17 protein-coding genes are annotated in these 20,513 nt (G+C 61.5%); 11 read left to right on the top strand and 6 right to left on the bottom strand.

Annotated elements, in window-relative coordinates; genetic code table 11:
- Positions 1 to 4: 4 nt before the first annotated feature.
- Positions 5 to 1,498, top strand: a complete 1,494-nt coding sequence (locus ASG39_RS22840; RefSeq protein WP_062597253.1) for a tripartite tricarboxylate transporter permease — start codon at positions 5 to 7, stop codon at positions 1,496 to 1,498.
- Between the two features lie 372 nt (positions 1,499 to 1,870).
- On the opposite strand, the gene ASG39_RS22835 is transcribed toward ASG39_RS22840, so the two are convergent.
- From ASG39_RS22835 to ASG39_RS22820, 4 genes are all read right to left on the bottom strand, one after another.
- A complete protein-coding gene (locus ASG39_RS22835; RefSeq protein WP_062597252.1) occupies positions 1,871 to 2,695 on the bottom strand; it encodes a glucose 1-dehydrogenase in 825 nt (274 codons plus the stop codon).
- A 313-nt stretch (positions 2,696 to 3,008) separates the two neighbouring features.
- Positions 3,009 to 4,031, bottom strand: a complete 1,023-nt coding sequence (locus tag ASG39_RS22830) for a LysR family transcriptional regulator (RefSeq protein ID WP_062597251.1) — start codon at positions 4,029 to 4,031, stop codon at positions 3,009 to 3,011.
- A gap of 126 nt (positions 4,032 to 4,157) precedes the next feature.
- Positions 4,158 to 5,591 (bottom strand): NAD(P)(+) transhydrogenase (Re/Si-specific) subunit beta, encoded by a 1,434-nt coding sequence (locus ASG39_RS22825; RefSeq protein WP_062597250.1) that lies wholly within the window; start codon positions 5,589 to 5,591, stop codon positions 4,158 to 4,160.
- A gap of 16 nt (positions 5,592 to 5,607) precedes the next feature.
- Positions 5,608 to 7,179 carry a Re/Si-specific NAD(P)(+) transhydrogenase subunit alpha gene (locus tag ASG39_RS22820; protein ID WP_062597249.1) on the bottom strand — a complete coding sequence of 524 codons (1,572 nt, stop codon included), beginning with the start codon at positions 7,177 to 7,179 and terminating at the stop codon, positions 5,608 to 5,610.
- Positions 7,180 to 7,618: 439 nt separating this feature from the next.
- On the opposite strand from ASG39_RS22820, the gene ASG39_RS22815 reads away from it, so the two are divergent.
- Both ASG39_RS22815 and ASG39_RS22810 read left to right on the top strand, forming a co-directional pair.
- Positions 7,619 to 8,551 carry an NAD(P)-dependent oxidoreductase gene (locus ASG39_RS22815; protein WP_062597248.1) on the top strand — a complete coding sequence of 311 codons (933 nt, stop codon included), beginning with the start codon at positions 7,619 to 7,621 and terminating at the stop codon, positions 8,549 to 8,551.
- A 155-nt stretch (positions 8,552 to 8,706) separates the two neighbouring features.
- Positions 8,707 to 9,636 (top strand): LysR family transcriptional regulator, encoded by a 930-nt coding sequence (locus tag ASG39_RS22810; RefSeq protein ID WP_062597247.1) that lies wholly within the window; start codon positions 8,707 to 8,709, stop codon positions 9,634 to 9,636.
- 84 nt (positions 9,637 to 9,720) lie between these two features.
- Here the strand turns inward: ASG39_RS22810 and ASG39_RS22805 are convergent, their stop codons facing one another.
- Entirely contained in the window at positions 9,721 to 10,560 is an 840-nt protein-coding gene (locus ASG39_RS22805) for a hypothetical protein (protein ID WP_062597246.1), read from the bottom strand.
- A 268-nt stretch (positions 10,561 to 10,828) separates the two neighbouring features.
- Here ASG39_RS22805 and ASG39_RS22800 point away from each other — a divergent pair, with 268 nt between their 5' ends.
- The 8 genes from ASG39_RS22800 to ASG39_RS22765 all read left to right on the top strand — a co-directional run bounded on the left by ASG39_RS22800 (position 10,829) and on the right by ASG39_RS22765 (position 18,868).
- Positions 10,829 to 11,584 carry an aldolase/citrate lyase family protein gene (locus ASG39_RS22800; protein WP_082477465.1) on the top strand — a complete coding sequence of 252 codons (756 nt, stop codon included), beginning with the start codon at positions 10,829 to 10,831 and terminating at the stop codon, positions 11,582 to 11,584.
- 167 nt (positions 11,585 to 11,751) lie between these two features.
- Complete coding sequence (locus ASG39_RS22795; RefSeq protein WP_062597298.1) at positions 11,752 to 13,206, top strand: aldehyde dehydrogenase family protein; 1,455 nt, start codon at positions 11,752 to 11,754, stop codon at positions 13,204 to 13,206.
- The gene (locus tag ASG39_RS22790; RefSeq protein WP_062597244.1) at positions 13,206 to 14,291 is read left to right on the top strand and encodes a tartrate dehydrogenase; all 1,086 of its coding nucleotides are present in this window, start codon (positions 13,206 to 13,208) and stop codon (positions 14,289 to 14,291) included. Before ASG39_RS22795 ends, ASG39_RS22790 begins: the two co-directional genes overlap by 1 nt.
- 25 nt (positions 14,292 to 14,316) lie before the next feature.
- Positions 14,317 to 15,210: an L-threonate dehydrogenase gene (gene ltnD, locus ASG39_RS22785; protein ID WP_062597243.1), complete on the top strand. Its 894-nt coding sequence runs from the start codon at positions 14,317 to 14,319 to the stop codon at positions 15,208 to 15,210.
- Between the two features lie 37 nt (positions 15,211 to 15,247).
- Positions 15,248 to 16,519, top strand: coding sequence for a 3-oxo-tetronate kinase (gene otnK / locus ASG39_RS22780; RefSeq protein ID WP_062597242.1), 1,272 nt, complete (start codon positions 15,248 to 15,250; stop codon positions 16,517 to 16,519).
- On the top strand, positions 16,516 to 17,166 hold the full coding sequence (locus tag ASG39_RS22775; RefSeq protein ID WP_062597241.1) for an aldolase: 651 nt from the start codon (positions 16,516 to 16,518) through the stop codon (positions 17,164 to 17,166). The genes otnK and ASG39_RS22775 overlap by 4 nt, the downstream gene beginning before the upstream one ends.
- Positions 17,163 to 17,927: a TIM barrel protein gene (locus tag ASG39_RS22770; protein WP_062597240.1), complete on the top strand. Its 765-nt coding sequence runs from the start codon at positions 17,163 to 17,165 to the stop codon at positions 17,925 to 17,927. The genes ASG39_RS22775 and ASG39_RS22770 overlap by 4 nt, the downstream gene beginning before the upstream one ends.
- 29 nt (positions 17,928 to 17,956) lie before the next feature.
- Complete coding sequence (locus ASG39_RS22765) at positions 17,957 to 18,868, top strand: NAD(P)-dependent oxidoreductase (protein ID WP_062597239.1); 912 nt, start codon at positions 17,957 to 17,959, stop codon at positions 18,866 to 18,868.
- Between the two features lie 111 nt (positions 18,869 to 18,979).
- Here ASG39_RS22765 and ASG39_RS22760 read toward each other — a convergent pair whose 3' ends face one another.
- Positions 18,980 to 20,194, bottom strand: coding sequence for an arabinose transporter (locus tag ASG39_RS22760; RefSeq protein ID WP_062597238.1), 1,215 nt, complete (start codon positions 20,192 to 20,194; stop codon positions 18,980 to 18,982).
- Positions 20,195 to 20,513: the final 319 nt, after the last annotated feature.

The raw sequence follows: 20,513 nt of genomic DNA, 5'->3' as shown, positions 1-20,513 counted from the left end.
AGACATGATCGATAATCTCGCGCTTGGTCTTTCGGTCGCAATGACGTTCCACAACCTCGGCTTCGCCTTCATGGGCTGTCTGATCGGCACGGCGATCGGCGTACTGCCGGGGATCGGACCTCTGGCGACGATCGCTCTTCTGCTGCCCCTGACGTTCACCCTGGATCCCGTCACGGCCGTGATCATGCTATCGGGCATCTACTATGGCGCGCAGTACGGTGGCTCGACATCCGCTATTCTGCTGAACCTGCCCGGTGAAGTCACGGCGGTGGTGACGACGCTCGAAGGTCACAAAATGGCCCTCAAGGGGCGGGCCGGCGCCGCACTGGCCGTCTCCGCACTCGGTTCGTTCTTCGCCGGAACCGTCGCAACGCTGGTGGTGGCCGCGTCCGGCCCTGTCCTGACCTCGTTCGCTCTCTCCTTCGGTCCGGCCGAATATTTCTCGCTCATCCTCCTCGGGCTGATCATTGCAACGGTTCTGGCACAGGGCAGCATTCTGAAATCCATCGCCATGCTGGCGCTCGGCCTCGCCCTCGGGCTTGTGGGAACCGATATTCAGAGCGGCGAGGTGCGGTTCTCGCTTGGCTTTTTCGAACTGTTCGAAGGTATCGACTTCGTCGCCGTCGCCATGGGCATCTTCGGCATCGCCGAGATCGTTCGAAACCTGGAGAATCCCGAAAATCGCAACGTGACCATTTCCAAGGTCGGAAGCCTGATGTTGACGAAGGAAGAGTTCAGGCGGGCAGCACCCTCTGTTCTCCGCGGGACCGTCGTCGGCTCTGTCCTTGGCATTCTGCCAGGCGGTGGTCTGGCTCTCTCGACCTTCGCGTCCTACATCCTCGAACGGCGCGTCTCGAAATACGGGCATGAATTCGGAACCGGCGCCATCGAAGGCGTCGCTGGGCCGGAAAGCGCAAACAACGCCGCGTCGCAGACCTCCTTCATTCCCATGCTGACCCTCGGCATTCCCGCCAATGCTGTGATGGCCCTGATCATCGGCGGCCTGATGATTCACGGCATCCAGCCCGGTCCCGGCGTCATTCAGGCACAACCGGAACTGTTCTGGGGTCTGATTGCCAGCATGTGGATCGGCAATCTGATGCTGCTCGTCATCAACCTGCCACTGATCGGCGTCTGGGTCTCTCTCCTGAGACTGCCCTATCGCTACCTTTATCCTACCATCCTCGTTTTCTGCGCGATTGGCGTCTACTCGGTGAACTACTCCACGTTCAACGTCTTCGAGACGGTGCTTTTCGGACTGGTCGGATACCTGCTCTTCAAGCTGCGGTGTGAGCCGGCGCCGCTCCTGATCGGCTTCGTTCTCGGGCCGATGCTTGAGGAATATCTTCGCCGGACGATGGTCGTCTCGCGGGGCGATCCGATGGTATTCATCGAGCGCCCTGTCAGCGCCGTCCTGCTGGCCATCGCAGCCCTTGCTCTCCTCACGATGCTTTTGCCAGCGATCCGGCGGAAGAAGGATGAAGCGCTCGAGGAATGAGACGGAAAGCAGCGAAGGATGCAGAACCCGACCGGGGCTCGTCGTAGCTCCGGTCGGGTTCTTTCAGGAGGGTGGCAGCATTGTCGCAATGAAGCGGAGCCGCCTTCCTGTCCGGTGGCTCACCAGCCACGCACGGCCGCCGCAGTCTCTGCAGCCATGTTTTACATGGGGCCGCGCAGAAAACGAAACGCCGCCATGCGGCGGCGGGCTTTCGTCTGCGTCATATGGGATAGCGCCGTGAACTCCCGGCGGCCGCGTCGGCACCGCCCCCCAGATTTCAGCCTCGTCAACACAACACTGTCCCCAGACAAGGCGAGAGGACTTGCCTGGGAATCGCAGGGCCTTGGTCGGCCGGCTGGGCCGAGCGAACGCTCAGCTGCTATGGGTATAACCACCGTCGCAGGCGATGGTCTGTCCGGTGATGAAGGCCGAAGCCGGCGTGCACAGGAACATCATGATCCCCACAAGATCGGTGGGCAGCATGCTGCGCTTGAGGCACTGCTGCATCAATTGGCTCTGCCGCAGTTCCACCGTCGGATTGACGGCGCGGTCCACCTCGGTCGAGACAGCGCCAGGCCGGATGCAATTGACATTGATGCCGTCTTCGCCGAGTTCGCGCGCCATGGCGTTGGTCATGCCGATCATCGCCGATTTCGAGGCGACGTAATGCATGTAGTTCATCACGCCCTTGGTCACCGCGTCCGACGAGATGTTGATGATGCGGCCCCATTTGGCAGCACGCATGATCGGGGCCACCGCACGGGCACACAGGAACGGCCCTGTGATGTTGACGCGCATGACGCGGTCCCACTCATCGAGCGGAATCTGCTCGAACTTGCGCTTGTCCAGCGTTGCAAAGATAGCGGCATTGTTGATCAGGACGTCAAGGCGCCCATGCTCGTCGACAATCGCCTTCACGAGCGTTCCGACGGACTCCGCGTCGGCAATATCGACGCGCGCTGCGCTGGCCCGGCCGCCGCTTTCGAGGATTTCCATCCTGACCCGTTCGGCATTATCGATATTGAGATCGGCGATGATTGGGATCGCGCCCGCAGCGGCAAATTGTCGGGCAAGCTCCCGGCCAATGCCTTGCCCCGCACCCGTGATCAAAACAACCCGATCCGTCAGGCTGAAATCGCGAGCCCAGGCGGGAACCCCGGAATCCTGAGGGGCTTGGACTTTGATATGTTCGGTCACTTGTTGTCCTCTTAATGTCGAAAACAGGCGGCGGCATATGCCATGCCACTCGGCTTCATGTGTTGAATTGCGACGAACCCGGGGTGACACAACTGCGTGCCACGGATGATCGGAGATCTTTCAACTGTTGCCGCACGCCGTGCGGCAGCTTTGAAACCGACATGACCATGCGGCGCGGTTCTCGAGGAATCAACCGAGAGAACACCTGTGTCGCAACCGGAGATAACTGTAGATTATACCAACGGGAGCGTGCAGCTATCGAAGCTTCGCGTCCTGAAAAGACCGAGACCCTCAGCTGCCGCAGCGGCGCGACCTATCGCGCCGACAACGATGCTGGCTGCAGGTCCGCCGACCTTTGTCCGGGCGACCCCGTCAGGTCGTCGAGGGCCTGCTCTCGAAGGATGGCGTCCGGCCGCTTGCAAAGGTCCTGGCCTACGGACTCCACCAGTTTCACGAGATCGCGGCTCGGTTCATCCAGATGATACCCGTCGCGGAAGAACACGGCGATATTGCGATCCAGCGCCGCATCGCTGATGGCCAGGCTGCAGAGCCGACCGTCCGCCAGTTCCTGACGCACGGCATGGGCAGGCAATACGGCGAGGTGATCGCTGTCGGTGACCAGTGATTTCAACAAGGTAACCGAGCCGCAAACCGTCATACGTTCGGGTGGCGGCAATTTCGCAATCTTCAGCGCAGCGGCAAGAATGGAGTGAGCCCGGCGCGCCGTGGGGGCTACCCAGGGGTAACGCACGAGCGTTTTCCAATTCAAATCGCTGGCCGCGACCAATGGATGTTTGGATCGAGCGATGACCAGAAGCTTGTCGCGAAAAAGCACCCGCTGCCGTAACCCGTCTTCCAGGTCGTAACATTCGGTAAAGCCGAAGACGAAGTCGAATTCGCCCCGCAGCAAGCCGATCAGAAGATCTATCTGGGGCGCCTCGACAACCTGAAGGTCGCGTTCGGGATGGGTTTCCCGCCAACGGCTGAGCGCCATCGGCATGACGGTGCTGGCAAGGCTCGGCAGGCTGCCGATGCGAATGGACAGGGGATGCTCGCCCTTTACGTTCAACAGGGCGCGTTCGGCCAGTTCGATCGCGTCGCGGATAAGGCGCGCATGGCAGTAAAGCACCTCGCCGATGGCCGTCGGCACCACGCCCGTCGGCCCCCGAACGAGAACCTGCATGCCCAGTTCCGCCTCCAGCCTGCTCATGGAGGTCGATAGAGCGGGTTGAGACAAACTCATCGCCCTGGCCGCACTCTTCAAGCTCCCGCTCTCGATGACGGACGCGAGATAGAGGAGCTTTCTCGGATCGATGTTCAGATTGCTGCCGCTCATTGTCCGGTTCATTCTCGATCCTTGAACACTCCGATGGGCGCGTGCGTAAGCAAGGGATATTGAATAGATTATACCCCATGCGTGGTCAACGTAAGGCACCGTCAGGTCGGAGGCGGGGGCATGGCGCTAGGCCATCAGCGGTATCAGGCTATCGAGGGATTTTTTCGCATCGCCATAATACATTCGCGTGTTGTCCTTGTAGAACAGCGGGTTGTCGATGCCCGAATAGCCCGTCCCCTGGCCGCGCTTCGATACGAACACGTGCTTGGCCTTCCACACCTCCAGGACGGGCATGCCGGCAATCGGGGAGTTCGGATCTTCCAGAGCTGCCGGATTGACGATATCGTTCGAGCCGATGACGATGACGACGTCCGTGTTGGCAAAGTCCTCGTTGATCTCGTCCATTTCCAGAACGATATCGTAGGGAACCTTCGCCTCGGCGAGCAGGACGTTCATATGCCCCGGCAACCGGCCTGCGACGGGATGGATGGCAAAGCGGACTTTCTTGCCGGCGGCCCGAAGCTTCCGTGTCAGTTCTGAAACAGATTGCTGGGCCTGGGCGACGGCCATGCCATATCCGGGGACGATGATGATGCTGTCGGCGTCGTCCAGTGCGGCAGCCACCCCATCCGAATCGATGGCCACCTGCTCTCCGACGATGTCCATCGCGGGTCCCGTCACGGTTCCGAAACCACCGAGAATGACCGAGACGAACGACCGGTTCATGGCCTTGCACATGATATAGGACAGAATTGCACCGGAAGATCCGACCAGCGCGCCCGTGATGATCAGAAGATCGTTGCCGAGGGTGAAGCCGATCGCCGCGGCGGCCCAACCCGAATAGCTGTTCAGCATCGAGACGACGACGGGCATGTCGGCACCACCGATGCCCATGATCAGATTGTAACCGATGAACAGCGCGATGACGGTCATCAGAAACAGTGTCCAGACACCCTTGTCGTTGACATACATCAGCAACAGGAGAAGCGACAGGATCGCCGCTCCGGCGTTGAGAAAATGCCCGCCCGGCAGCTTTTTGACCGTGCCGTCGATTTTGCCCGCGAGCTTCCCGAACGCGACAACGGATCCGGTAAACGTGATCGCGCCGATGAAGACGCCGAGGAAAACCTCGACCTGCATGATCGCAAGTTCGACGGATCCCTTGTGGGCAAGGAGGTTTGCGAAGCCCGTCAACGTGGCGCGCGCGGCCTCGTCCATGGCGGCAATACGCGCCGCTTCGAAATCCGTATTGAAGCCGATGAACACGGCAGCCAGTCCGACGAAGGAATGAAGGGCTGCCACCAGTTGCGGCATTTCCGTCATCTGCACGCGGCTCGCCACGACGTAGCCGAGAACGGAACCCCCGGCGATCATGCAGGCGACGACGACTCCGTTGCCGATGCCCGGGCCGAAGACTGTCGCGATGATTGCCAGCGCCATACCGACAATCCCGGACCACACCGCTCGCTTGGCACTCTCCTGCCCGGACAAGCCGCCGAGCGACAGAATAAACAGGACGGCCGCAGCGATGTAGGCCGCAGAAACGATACCAATCGTCATGATAGATCTCTTTCGATCAGGACTTCTGGAACATGGCGAGCATGCGCCGTGTCACCAGAAAGCCGCCGACAATATTGATGGTGGCCATGAGCACAGACAGTGCGGAAAGCGCGACCACCACCCAGCTTCCAGAGCCGATCTGCGCCAGAGCGCCGAGAATGACGATGCCGGAAACAGCATTCGTGACCGCCATCAAAGGTGTGTGAAGCGCATGCGAGACGGACCAGATCACCTGGAAGCCGATGAAACAGGCCAGCGTGAAGACCACGAAGTGGCTCATGAAGCTCGCAGGGGCAAAAGCGCCGACCACCAGCAGAAGGGCCGTTCCACCGGCGAGAAGAAGACCCTGGTTCCTCGTCTGCGTCCTGAAGGTTGCGGCCTCCCGGACGCGCTTTTCATCGGGCGAGAGTTCCTTGACCCTCTCCTTTGGCTTCTGGGCGGCAATCGCCCTGACCTTCGGCGGCGGCGGCGGGAAGGTGACCTTTCCGGCATGGGTAATGGTCGCGCCACGGATGACGTCATCGTTCATATTGTGGACGATATGACCGTCCTTGCCCGGCGTCAGATCCGCTATCATATGGCGGATATTGTTTGCGTAGAGCATCGACGCCTGGGCCGCCATGCGGCTCGGGAAATCGGTATAGCCGATGACGATAACGCCGTTGTCGGAGACAATCCGCTGGTCTGCCTTGGTCAGCTCGCAATTGCCGCCACGTTCGGCCGCAAGATCGACGATGACAGAGCCGGGCTTCATCGCCGCCACCATATCGGCCAGCCAGAGCTTCGGCGCATCGCGGCCAGGGATCAGGGCAGTCGAGATGACGATGTCCATCGACGGCGCGAGTTCCCTGAACTTCGCCAGCTGCGCCTCCCGGAACTGCGGCGACGAGGGCGCGGCATAGCCGCCACTGGCGGCACCATCCTGGTTTTCCCCGAACGCCAGGAAAACGAACTCCGCACCCATGGATTCGATCTGCTCGGCCGTTTCGGGCCGCACGTCGAACGCGTAGGTTATCGCACCCAGAGAGGTTGCCGTGCCGATGGCTGCAAGCCCGGCAACGCCAGCGCCGATGACGAGAACCCTGGCGGGAGGCACCTTGCCTGCGGCGGTCACCTGCCCGGTAAAGAAGCGCCCGAACTGGTTCGCGGCTTCGACGACGGCGCGATAACCGGCGATATTGGCCATGGATGACAGCGCATCCATCTTCTGCGCCCGCGAGATCCGCGGCACCATGTCCATGGCGATGACGGTGGCCCCTGCCTGTTGCGCCTGTTCGAGCAGGGGCGTGTTCTGGGCTGGATAGAAAAACGAGATCAGGGTCTGCCCTGCGGTCAATCTCTCGATGTCGACCGGTTCCGGCGGACGGACCTTGACGATTACATTCGATAGGGAACAGACAGCCCCGGCACTTCCGAGAACGGTAACGCCCGCACGCTCATAGGCCTGATCGCTAAATCCGGCCTCATGGCCGGCGCCGCTTTCGATGAGACATTCATGGCCGAGCTTGTGTAGCTGCAAGGCGCTGTCCGGTGTCAGTGCAACCCGTGCCTCCTGACGCGCGATTTCTCGAAGTGCTCCAATTTTCATGACGACGCCCCCCTCCGGCGTGCTTGCTTCCGATCGCCACCGATATCCGGTGCTGACCCTCCCTGCCCGATGCAAGGCGCGGCTGGCCTCTCTATGGCGATTCGATCTCCAGGACGTATGGGCTCGTTGAAAGTCACGCGACATCGTAGGCCTCACAGTCGTGGTCAAGGCTCGTGACAAATCGCAACGTCACGCACAATGGCTCTGGGCGATAACAGCGCGCAAATCACGTCATCCGTATAGACGGAAATTATAGCGCTACCATGCTCTGCCAATGCTCCGGACCCTCGGCAGAGCCGTAGCTCAGTGTCCCACACGCCAGCGCAGGAGCATTCTATAATAAAATGTTATATCACCATTCAGCATGTCCTTCTGGATGGTTGATACAGACGAGATGCGTCGATAGCGTCCGCACAGTTAACGAAGAACAGGTACCGACATGCAGCCGATCATCGCCTTTCCCGCATTGGCGGGCATGACTTATCCCCAACTGGAGGAGCGCGTCCTGATGCGCATCCTACCGGATCTGAAGGATATTCCGGGGCTGCCCGAGGCGGACCGGGCGGCAGTGCACGTGGTCATGACGAGCGCGACGCGCGGATGTACAGACGAGATCGCCGCCGCGCTGCCGAACCTTGGACTGGTTATCTCGCAAGGGGCAGGCAACGATCGGATCGATGTAACGGCACTGCGGCAGCGGGGTATCCAGGTCCGGTGCGTTGGCGAAGCGCTGACCGACGATGTCGCCGACCTCGCAATGGCGCTGACGCACATGATTTCCCGGGGCCTCGTCCGGGCCGATGCCTTCGCGCGTAGCGGTGCTTGGCAAAAGGGCCGCTTCGAGGTCGGCGACAGTCTGGTCGGGATGACGATGGGGATAGCGGGCCTGAGCGGCCGGATCGGCCAGGCGATCGCGACACGGGCCAGGGCGTCGCGCATGAAAATCGCCAGCCTTGCCCGCAGCTCGAACGAGGGCCTTGACGCCTCGCTTTACGACGGCTGGCAGGCATTGGCGCAGGCAAGCGATGTGCTCGTGCTGGCCGTACCGGGAAGCGCCGATCTCAAACATGTCATCGGTGCTCCGGAGCTTGCAGCGCTCGGACCGAAAGGCCGCCTCGTCAATGTCGGCCGTGGAACTCTCGTCGATACCGGCGCTCTGATCGACGCCCTCGAAAACGGCACGATCGCCGGTGCGGCGCTGGACGTCCTCGATACCGAACCTGTGGTTCCCGACAGGCTGGCAGCCTTGCCGAACCTCGTCCTTACCCCGCATATCGGCGGCCAGACCTGGGGCCATCGCGCGCGCGCTGCAAGGATCGCCGAGGACGAAGTGATCGCCTTTCTGAAGGCACGGAACGTCTGGGCCGCTTGAGGGCGAAATCCGGCCTGAAAACACTGGGTTTCCATGACATCGATCGGGTCTTGCGGGGCTCTGCAAGACCATTGCCCGGCGAGGTGTCCAGGTCTAGGCTAAGCCATTGAGGTGCCTGTCCTCCTCTCAGGGCCGAAGAGGAGTGCGTTCGTCTCATGGCAATGGAAATCGATCCGAGAAAGCTTCTCTACTTTGCCGCCATCATCGAGCACGGCAGCCTGAACCGTGCAGCCAAGCTGCTGGGCGTTTCACAGCCGGCCCTGACGACATCGATGGCCCGTCTGGAGGCCGAGGTCGGGGTTCAACTGCTGGAGCGCAGCGCGAAGGGGATCGTCGCCACGCGCAGTGGCGATATCCTCTACTGCCATGCAAGGCTCATTCGCGAGGAGATCCAGCTCGCGGAACGTGACCTCATCAATGCCAGCGACACGCGGAGCGAGTCCATCCGGATCGGCAGCCTGCCGAGTCTGGCGAGCAAGATCGTGCCCATGGCCTTGAGCAAGTGGCGTGAAACCCATACGGATGGCCATCTGGAGATCGTCGAGAACGCGCAGGTTGACCTTCTGACGGGGCTTCTGCGTCGCGACTTCGACTTCGTCATCGGCTACACGAAGGTCTTCGATATGCTGGACGGGCTGCGACAGCGGGTCTTGTTTCGCGACACTCTGTGCGTGATCGCCGGCCCAGGCCACCCGCTCCGCGCCTATGACACGCTCACTTGGAAGGATCTCGTTGCCTTTCCGTGGATTAGCCCAACATCACGGCGGACCCATACGGTTCTCGAGCATATTATGCAGACGATGGATGCGCCGCTGCCCCAGATCACGGTCTGCGGATCCGTGTCGCTGCTCAAGTCTCTCGTTACGAAGACAGAGCATCTTGCACTTCTGCCCGCTCATGCCGTCAGCGAAGAGGTCGCCGAACAGCGTCTTTTCGCACTGCCCTTCTACGATCCGACGCTCAACCGCGACATCGCCGTGTTCTTTCGCGAGGGTTACGTGATGGACCAGCCCCGCCGGGATCTGGTCGCCTGCGTCAACGAGATCGGACTCATGCTCTGCCATGACAAGAATGTCGATCGGTAGACGTGATGGCTGCCTCGGCTCGCCATGATCGTTATTTCCTGAAGGGAAAACTGCTGGCGCAAGGATGTGCGCCAGCAGTCGGGCTCAAAACTTCGGTAGCGTCACCGTGAAGAACAGCGCGTCGTCGCTGGCCTTGATGTCGACCGGAGCATCGGATGGAAGCAGCTCGATCGCCGTCTTTTCCCCGTATGTCTTGCCGTCGATAGTGACGTTGCCCTGGCTCATGAAGAGCACTTCGATCTGATCGCGCGAGCCGGTGTTGAACGTGGTGCCGGCATCGACCTTGACGAAACCGATGTTGATATTGCGCTCCGTGAACGTCCCCAGGCGCTTGGTCGACACACCGGGCTGGCCGCTCTCGATCCAGTCGTAGCCCTTGGGGTCCATCATGATGATGTCGTCGTAACGCGGCTGGGCGAGCACCATCTTTTTGCCCATGGCTTCTTCGTAGCAGGCAGTCGCACCATCCTGGTTGTGTGCCTGGCCCTTCTCGTCCACCCATGTGAAGACGCCGTTCTTGAACTCGCCCTTGGCCTTCAGCGCCTCATTGGCAGCCTCGCGCCGCGGTGTGCTCAGAAAGCCTGCGCCACTTGCTCCGCCGAACTGTATGACCATCATTTCGAGGCCTTCCGGGCGGTCCTGCGGGCCGTAATGCACGCTCTCCGGGAAATAGGCGACCGAGCCTTCATCCATGATCTTGTGCGGCGAAGCAGGATACTTGCCCTTCAGAACATAGCGGATCTGATCGAAATTGTGCCGATGGCGCGGCGTTCCCCAGCCACCGCCTCCGGTAAGGCCAACATTGAGCAGATAGTTGTTCGGCGACGTGTCTTCCCCGTACAGCAGGAACTTCTGATCGAGCTTCCCATCCCGCATTGAACCGACGGCACCGCCCTCTGCGGTTGATGCTTCTGAGATACGCATTGTCACTCCTCTCGTGTCTCGCGTTTCCAATTCACTTGGCTAGGCGCAGATAATAGGAAACTCGGCTGCGCCGACATCCTCTAAATTTTTGAGTTATAATATAATATTATCGCTACTTTGCAGTGCCCCAGATGCGGACTTGCGGACAATGGGACATCGGCTGCAAAAACAGGGGAACACATCACCGAGCGCGACCCATGCCATGCTTGATCGCTCCGCGAGAACTGGATTCCCTATGACCGAGTTGGACATTCCGACGAGAAATCTGATGAAGGCAAAGATGGACGACGGCCAGTTGGCCGTCGGCATGATCGTTCGTCTGATGCGCAACGTCGAGATCGCGGCCATTGCGAAGAACGCCGGTTTCGACTGCCTGTATATCGACCTTGAGCATTGCAGCTTCTCGCTGGAGACGGTCAGCCAGATCAGCATGACAGCCACAGCGCTCGGCGTGACGCCCCTCGTGCGGGTCGCCGGACACGACAAGGCCGAGATCAGCCGGACGCTCGAGGTGGGAGCGCAGGGCGTCATCGTCCCGCATCTCGAAACGCGAGCGCAGGCAGAGGACGTCGTCGATGCGGCAAAGTTTCAGCCGATGGGAAACCGTTCGCTTCTGGGAGCCAATCCGCACACGCTGTTTCGCGCCGGGCCGGCCGCGGAGACCATGGCGAAGATGAACGAGTCAGCCCTGGTCGTGGGGATGATCGAATCCGTTCGCGCCGTCGAGAATGCCGAGGACATCGCCTCGGTCGCGGGCATGGACCTGCTGCTGATCGGCACGAACGACCTTTGCAATTCGCTCGGTCTTCCGGGCCAGCTCGACCATGTTCGCGTCCGTGAAGCCTATGAGCATGTCGCTGCGGCCTGCCGGGCGAAAGGAAAGCATCTGGGTATCGGCGGCCTGAACACACGTCCGGACCTCGCAAAGGACATGATTGCTCTCGGCGCCCGCTATGTCTCCGCGGGCAGCGATATCGGCTTCCTGACCAGCGCCGCAAATGCAACAGCGCAAACGTATCGATAGCGCGCAAGCCTCCCCGGTCGGGCGCGACAGGCCGCGCCATAATTTCTCCGAGGGTCGATCGTGAACATTGAAGCCGCCTCACATTCCGTTGAAACACAGGCCGAACGATCGCCTCGAATGGCCGCTACGCCACACAGCTTCTGATGGAATTCGCGAAGGAAATCACCGTGAAACACTATGGCAACCTCTACATCGACGGCATGTGGGTCGCACCGGCCAATGCCGGCCGGAAGTCTCTTATCAACCCGTTCACGGAGACCGGTTTCGCCAGCGTCGTCACGGGTGGCGGGGTCGATGAGGTCAACCGGGCCGTCAGCGCCGCGCGCCGCGCATTCCGGACATATTCGCAGACGACGCTCGACGAACGGGTGGCGCTGATCGACCGCATCATCGCGGCCTATGAGGAACGCGCCGACGAGATTGCCGATATCATTGCACAGGAAGTCGGCATTCCGGTCAGTGCACGCGCGCAGACGACCGGCCCGATCGGCCACATGAAGGTCGCACGCGATCTGCTGAAGACGTACCATTTCGAAAAGCACCTGGCCGACACCATCGTCCGGCGCGAGCCGATCGGCGTTTGCGCGCTCATCTCGCCCTGGAACTGGCCGGTCCAGACACCGGTGATCAAGGCGATCTATGGACTGGCAGCCGGCTGCACGGTCATCATGAAGCCTTCGGACGCATCGCCCGTCAGTGCCGTCATCCTGGCGGAGATCTTCGAGAAGGCCGGCGTTCCCAAAGGCGTTTTCAACCTGATCATCGGCCGGGGACGCGAGGTGGGAGCCGCCATGGCAAGCCATCCGGACGTCGACATGGTGTCGTTCACCGGTTCGACACAGGCCGGCGCACAGGTCGCAGAAGCGGCTGCCCGCACGATCAAGAAGGTCTCCCTGGAGCTTGGGGGGAAATCGGCGAACATCGTTCTGGAGGATGCCGATCTCGAGAAGGCCGCCCGCTGGAACATCCAGCGCTGTTTCTTCAATACCGGACAATCCTGCCACGCGCCGAGCCGCATGCTGGTCCATGAGAGCCAGATGGACGAGGTCGTCCCCTATCTCGTCGACGAGGTGGGCCGGTATCGCCTCGGAGACCCCAGAGATCCCGAGACGACGATGGGGCCTGTCGTCAATCAGGCCCAGTTCGACAGCATCCAGCGGCATATCCAGATCGGTATCAACGAGGGTGCTCAGCTGGCCTGTGGCGGCACTGGAAAACCGGACGGGCGCAACCAGGGCTTCTTCGTCAAGCCGACCGTCTTTGCCGGCGTATCGCCCGACATGACCATTGCCAGGGAAGAAATCTTCGGGCCGGTCCTGGCGGTCATTCCTTACAAGACCGAGGAACAGGCGCTCGAAATCGCCAATGACAGCATCTACGGATTGGGCGGCTATGTCTTCGGGGGAGACCGCAGGAAGGCCTATGCTTTTGCATCCGGCCTTCGCGCCGGGCGGATCTGCTTCAACGGTGCAGCGACGAATTCGCTGACGCCGATGGGGGGATACAAGCAATCCGGTATCGGGCGTTCGATGGGGAGCGTCGGCCTGGAGGAGTATCTCGAGATCAAATCCGTGTACGGGTTCGAAGAGGAAGCAAGCCACCTCCCGGAGTTCACAGTCTGATGTGGGCCGAAAAGCGCTCCTACAGGATTGCAGCCATTCCAGCCGACGGGATCGGGCCGGACGTCGTCGGTGCCGGCCTTCGGGTGCTGGAGGCCGTGGCCGCGCGAGACGAGGACCTTTCGTTCGAGATCACGCATTACGACTGGGGATCGGATTATTACAAGATCCACGGCGAAATGATGCCGGCCGACGGCCTGGACCAGCTCAAGGCGCATGATGCGATCCTGTTCGGCGCCGTCGGATCGAAGGACGTACCCGATCATATCACGCTATGGGGACTGCGGCTGCAGATCTGCCAGGGCTTCGACCAATATGCCAATATCCGCCCGACGCGGATCCTCCCGGGGATACCGACCCCCTTGCACGGCAAGGGGGTCGGTGACCTCGACTGGGTGATCGTTCGCGAGAATTCGGAAGGTGAATATTCCGGCCATGGGGGACGCGTGCATCGGGGCCTGCCCGAGGAAGTGGCAACCGAGGTCGCCATCTTCACGCGCACGGGCGTCACCCGGATCATGCGCTACGCGTTTCGGCTGGCACAGGCACGGCCGCGCAAGTTCCTGACCGTCGTCACGAAATCGAACGCGCAGCGTCATGGCATGGTGATGTGGGACGAAATCGCCGCCGAAGTAGCGCAGGACTTTCCAGACGTGACCTGGGACAAGATGCTTGTCGATGCGATGACAGTCCGCATGACGCGTTATCCCGAAAGCCTCGATACGATCGTCGCAACGAACCTGCATGCCGACATTCTCTCCGATCTGGCGGGGGCACTGGCAGGAAGTCTCGGCGTTGCGCCGACCGCCAACATAGATCCGGAACGGCGCTTCCCTTCGATGTTCGAACCCATCCATGGGTCTGCCTTCGATATCGCCGGCAAGGGCATTGCCAATCCCGTCGCCACATTCTGGACCGTCTGTCAGATGCTGGAGCATCTGGGCGAGATCGAGAGCGCTGCGCGTCTCATGAAAGCGATCGAAGATGTCTGCGCGTCCGGCACGATGACACCGGACGTCGGAGGTCAGGCGACGACGCAGATCGTGACCGACGCTGTCATCCAAGCGATCCGCACGTCCAATGCATGATGTTCGGCGAACAGGAGGATCTCTTATGAAAATAGGTGTTGTCGGGCTCGGCTCGATGGGCTACGGGATCGCCGCCTCGTTGCTTCGGTCCGGCCACGAGGTTTTCGGCGCCGACGTCAATGCCGATGCGCTCGGGCGTCTCCGTGCCGAAGGCGGTGCGAAGGAAGAGCTTGCCGCCGCCGCGCCGCAGCTCGATGCTCTCGTGGTTGTCGTCCTTAATGCGGCTCAGGCCGAGGATGTTCTGTTCGGCAAGCACGGTCTGGCCGGCCGGCTGCCCGCAGGCGCCGTCGTCATGGTGTGCGTGACGGTCGCGCCCGATTTTGCCCGCAGTGCCGCGCAGCGATGTGGAGAGAACGACCTTCATTTTCTCGACGCTCCGATCTCCGGCGGATCGATGAAGGCCGCGCAGGGCAAGCTCTCCATCATGGCCTCCGGAACGCCCGAAGCCTTCGCCAGAGCCCGGCCTGCGCTCGACGCAATGGCCGAGACTGTTTTCGAACTGGGCGATACGGCTGGGGCCGGATCGGCGATGAAGGCCGTCAACCAGATGCTTGCGGGCGTTCATATCGCGGCGATGGCCGAAGCGATCACGTTCGGCATGACGCAGGGGATCGATCCCGAGACGTTCCTCAAGGTCATTCTCCGTTGTGCGGGAACCAGCTGGATGCTCGAAAATCGTGCCCCGCATGTGGTATCAGGTGATTTCACGCCGCATTCCGCCATCGATATCTGGCCGAAGGATCTCGGCATCGTTCTCGATGCCGCCCGCGCCGCGAAATTCGCCGCGCCGGTGACGGCCGCAGCTCTCCAGCAATTCATCGCAGCCTCCGGAATGGGATTGGGACGCGAGGACGATGCAGCCTTGGTCAAGGTCTATGCGCGCAATGCCGGGCTGACATTGCCGGGAACAGGGAACTGATCTGCCCTCGGCGGAGAGCATAAGACGGGATGCCCATATGACGACGTATTTCGGCGCCATTGCAGACGATTTTACAGGCGCAACCGATCTTGCTGGGCTCCTTGCGCGTTCCGGCGTCGAGGTGTCGTTGCGCATCGGCGTGCCGGACCATCCGCCGGTCGAGACGTCCCCGCTTGAGATCATTGCCTTGAAATGCCGGACGTCACCCGTCGACGAGGCGGTAAGCGAGACCCAGGCTGCTCTCGACTGGCTTCGCAAGGCGGGCGCTAGGCGCTTCTTCTGGAAATATTGCTCCACCTTCGATTCGACGCCCCGCGGTAATATCGGACCCGTCGCCGAAGCGCTCATGCAGGCGCTCGGCACCGACCAGACGATCTATTGTCCGGCCTTTCCGGAGAACGGTCGTTCGATCTTCATGGGGAACCTGTTCGTCGGCGATCTGCCGCTGGCCGAAAGCCCGATGAAGGATCATCCGCTGACGCCGATGCGCGATTCCAATCTCATGCGCTTGCTGGAGCCACAGGTGACCTTGCCGGTCGGTCTCGCCAACCGTCATGTGGTTGCCAAGGGCGCGAATGCGCTTCGCGAAAGGCTTGCGGCACTGAAGGCGGAGGGCGTGGCGCATGTCGTCGTCGATGCGGTTGCAGATGAAGACCTGTCGATCATCGCCGATGCTTTCCAGGATCTGCCATTGCTGACGGGCGGAAGTGCGGTCGCAATGCCTCTGCCGAGGCTCTGGCTGGAAAAGGGCTTGGTGCAGCACCGCAACGATGACGGAGCCCATCGTTTCGAGGACGGTCCTTCGATCGTTCTCTCCGGCAGTTGCTCGGCCATGACCAACCGGCAGGTCGCGGCTTTTCTCGAAGACGCAGACCGGCCCCGCTTCAAGCTGGACCCGCTGGATCTGGCCGAATATGGCGCGACGGCGGCCCTGGACTGGCTGTCTCACCAGGACTTGGGCAGGACGCCCATTCTCTATGCCACGGCCGCGCCCGATGCGGTTCGCAAGGCCCAGACGACACTGGGCGCCGACCGTGCCGGTGCGCTGGTGGAGGCTGCGCTTGCCGTCTGCGCCGTCCGGGCCAGAGATCTGGGCGTGCGTCGTTTCGTGGTCGCCGGAGGAGAGACGTCGGGCGCCGTCACCAGAAGCCTTGACGTGACGCGCCTCGATATCGGATCCGAGATCGCTCCCGGTGTTCCATGGTGCTTTGCGCGGAGCGGACACTGCGACATCGCTCTCACGCTCAAGTCGGGAAACTTCGGGAGCGCCGACTTTTTCGCAAAGGCCTTGAAGGTACTCGACGCATGACAGAAGAAACCCGCCTTCGTGACCTGATCTGCAGTCTTGCGAAATCCCTGTTCGATCGCGGATTGACGCATGGCTCGACCGGCAATATCTCCGCGCGAACCGACGATGGCGGGCTGCTTGTCTCGCCGACCGGATCGAGCTTCGGCCGTCTCGATCCCGCACGGCTCAGCCGTTTTGATGGCTCAGGCCAGCACATCGGCGGCGACCTGCCGACGAAAGAGATGCCCCTTCACAAGGCCTTTTACGACACACGCAGTCAGGCGGGCGCCGTCGTTCACCTGCACTCGTGCCATGCCGTGGCGTGGTCCTTGATGCCCGATGTCGACGAGGATGATTTTCTTCCGCCCCTGACGCCCTACGCTATCATGCAGCTTGGGCGCGTAAAGCTGCTGCCTTTTTACATGCCAGGCGATCCAGCCATGGGCGATGCCGTCCGGGGGCTGGCCGGGAAGCGCTCGGCGGTGATGCTTGCCAATCATGGGCCGGTCGTTGCCGGAAAGGATGTCGAAGCGGCCTGCAATGCCATCGAGGAACTGGAGGCGACCGCGCGTCTCGCGATCCTGACCTGCGGCTGTCAGCGGCGGCTGCTGAACGAGGGGCAGGTCGCCGGGATCGTGACGCGTTTCAACGTGGAGTGGGAGGCATGAAATTTTCCGCCAATCTCGGCTTTCTGTTTGCGGACCGCCAGCTTCCAGACGCCATTCACGCGGCCAGGGCAGCCGGGTTCGATGCCGTCGAATGCCATTGGCCCTACGCCGTGCCTGCGACCGAGGTGCGCGCGGCGCTGGAGGAAACTGGGCTGACGATGCTCGGGCTGAACACCAGCCGGGGCAATCCATCCATCGGAGAAAATGGCCTTTCCGCCCTCCCTGGACGCGAAGACGATGCCAAGGCCGCCATCGATGAGGCAATCGCCTACGCCGCGGACCTGCCCGCCACGGCCGTTCATGTCATGGCCGGCAATACCAGCGGTCCGCGTGCCAGACGGACATTCTGTGAGAACCTCGCCTACGCATGCGACACGGCAGGAGACGCCGTGACCATCCTGATCGAGCCGCTGAATGCCTACAATGCCCCCGGCTACTTTCTCGCCAGCACCGAGCAGGCAGCCGGCATCATTCGCGACGTCGCCCGGCCCAACCTGAAGCTGATGTTCGACGTCTACCACATCCAGAGGATCGAGGGGGATGTCACGCGGCGGCTCGAGGATCTGCTGCCGCTGATCGGGCATGTGCAGATCGCCTCGGTACCGGATCGCGGAGCCCCAGATCACGGTGAGATCGACTATGCATTCGTCTTGCAAAGACTGCGCGGGCTTGGCTGGGAGAAGCCTGTCGGAGCTGAATATCTGCCGGAGGCGGGGACCACCCTGAACACCTCATGGCTGAGCAAATTTGCGGCACTGTGACCGCCAGACCGGGAAGAGAGGAACATGCAATGAGCGACAAACCCATTGTCGGATTTATCGGCGTCGGCCTGATGGGCCTCGGGATGGCAAAGAACATCCTGACCAAAGGCTACGAGCTCTGGTATCTCGACCGCAAACCTATCGACAGCCTCCTGACATTGGGTGCTCACGAGGCAGCCAGCGCGCGGGACATGGCAGAACGGTGCGATATCATTCACATCTGCCTGCAGAATTCCGGTCAGGTCGAAAGCGTGATCCGCGGCGAGAACGGTATCCTCGCAGGCGCGCGACCGGGACTGATCGTCATCGACACCTCGACATCCGATCCGTCCTCCACACTGAAGCTTGTCGACGAGCTGGATGTCAAAGGCGTGCGCATGATCGACGCGTCCCTCGGACGGACGCCCAGGGAGGCCGAGGAAGGCACACTGGACGCCATGGTGGCCGGCGACGACGCGGTTTTCGAGCAGGTTAAGCCCGTTATCGACTGCTGGGCAGGCCGAATCATTCGGGTGGGCGCCGTTGGCAATGGCCACAAGATGAAGCTTCTGATGAACTTCATCGGCATGAGTTATGGTTCTCTCTATGCCGAAGCCGTGGTGCTGGCCGCCAAGATCGGGATTTCGCCGCAGATCCTGCGGGAGGTCATTGCGCCGAGCCGCATGGGCAGCGGCTTCTTCGACACGTTCATGAAATATATCGTGGAACGCGATCGCGATGCGCACAAGTTTGCGATCTCGTTTGCGGCCAAGGATTTGCGCTACGTCAACAACATGGCGGCCGAAGCAAAAATGATGAGCATCATGGCGTCGGCGGCGGTGCAATATTACACGCATGCCGAAGCCACCGGTCATGGGAATGACTACGTGCCGATGTTGAGCGACCTTGTCGGCGCATTGAACGGTGTCGACATGGAGGAAGAGGTCCGCAAGGGCGCCTGACCGAGGAACCTCGCATATCTTGCCCTGAGGCAGGAAAACCGGAAGGGTCCGTCTTGCGGCCCTTCCGGCTTTCTCGCGTGGCGAAGACGTCGGCTCGAAGCGAACGGTGGCTCAGCTCTCCGCCTGACATGCGGCTTTCGCGCCCTCACGACGCAGGGTCAAAAGCGCGATCGGCGACGCGCAGACAACCACCAGCGCACTGACGAGGAAGATCGCCGGCAGGCCGGCGGCGTTTCCGACGAGACCGAGGAGCGGGCCACTGGTCGCGAGCGTGAGGTCGAGGCAGGCCGAGTAGAGCCCCATGGCCATGCCGCGATTCTCAGGTGGGGCCGCGCCCACCACGGCAATGCCGAAGCTTGGAAAGACAAGCGAATAGCCGATGCCGACCATGGCGGTGCCGATCATGCCGAAGATCGGCAGCGGTGCAAGCCAGAGGACGATCAGGCCGGCGACCTCCACGAGCACGAAGACGAGCGCCGTCAGTCCGCCTCCCAGCCTGTCCGGCAGATGACCGAGCAGAATGCGCGCCGCGACCAGCGCGGCGGCGAAACAGGTAACCGCAAGCCACGGATCCGGCCATTTCCGGCTTGCAAACAGCAGAACAGAGAATGTCACGATGGCGGCATAGCCGACGCTGCTCAATCCGGCGCCAAGACCGGGAAGCCAGACCGCGCCGACGACCCGCCACCGCGACCCGGACGTGGACGGGCGCCCCGGCACGGGCGGCAGCGGGGCTATGATCAACGCCGTCAGAACAGGCAGGATGATGGTGGCCAGTGCGATGCCAGAAAAGCCCATGGCGGCATACAATGCCATGCCCACCGGAGCACCGGCCGCCAGTGCGCCGAACATGGCCGTGCCGACCCAGGCGATGACCTTGCCCGCGTTGCCGGGGCCAGCCGTTGCCAGCCCCCATGCGACCGAGCCGGTCAGGAGCAGGCTTTCCGCGCCGCCAAGCAGCGCCCGGCCGATCAGGAGGATGACGGCGGACAGATTGCGCTGCTCGGCGAAATAGGTCGATGTGAGATAAAAGAGACCCGCAACAAAGGCGGTGCCAAGCCCCAGCACGACCGCCCGCTTGGCTCCCCGCCGGTCGGCGAAATTTCCCGACCATAGCCGGGTCAGGAAGGATGCCCCAAACTGGGTGCCGGCAACTAGGCCGACCACGAGGTTTCCGAAGTCGAGATCATTGTGAACGTGCAAAGGGATGACCGGCAGCGCCATGCCGGCGATGAGGAAGCCGACGAAGACGACAGCCATTTTGGGCGCCAGGCTTTTGAAGACGGCGAAATCACTGCCCGAAGTTGACGATGCCGGCGCTGACACAACAGGATCCAGACAATGAAGGAGAGGATTCCGGACAAGGCGTGGACGCTTTGCCGATGAACGAGGCGAAAATCATGACGACATGAATGTTTCCGGTGAACGAAACCTCACGGGAAAGGCTTTAAAGATGGCTGCCCGACCGCAAACGGAGGATGACCTCGATATTAGGGCGCAGACCTATAAAATGGATCCATTCCGCGCGAGGGCGATGCGCTGCTGGGTTGGCCGAAAACCCGCGTTGCGCAGGCGCTCAACCAGTGTCGGATGATGCGGCATGAAAGTGGTCCAGATGATCGTGCCGGACTGTACCAAATTCCCG

This window comes from Rhizobium sp. Leaf371, assembly GCF_001424045.1.
Taxonomy (GTDB): Bacteria; Pseudomonadota; Alphaproteobacteria; order Rhizobiales; family Rhizobiaceae; genus Ferranicluibacter.
Note: the sequence above shows the minus strand (reverse complement) of the source record. Positions and strands in the feature narration are given on the sequence as shown.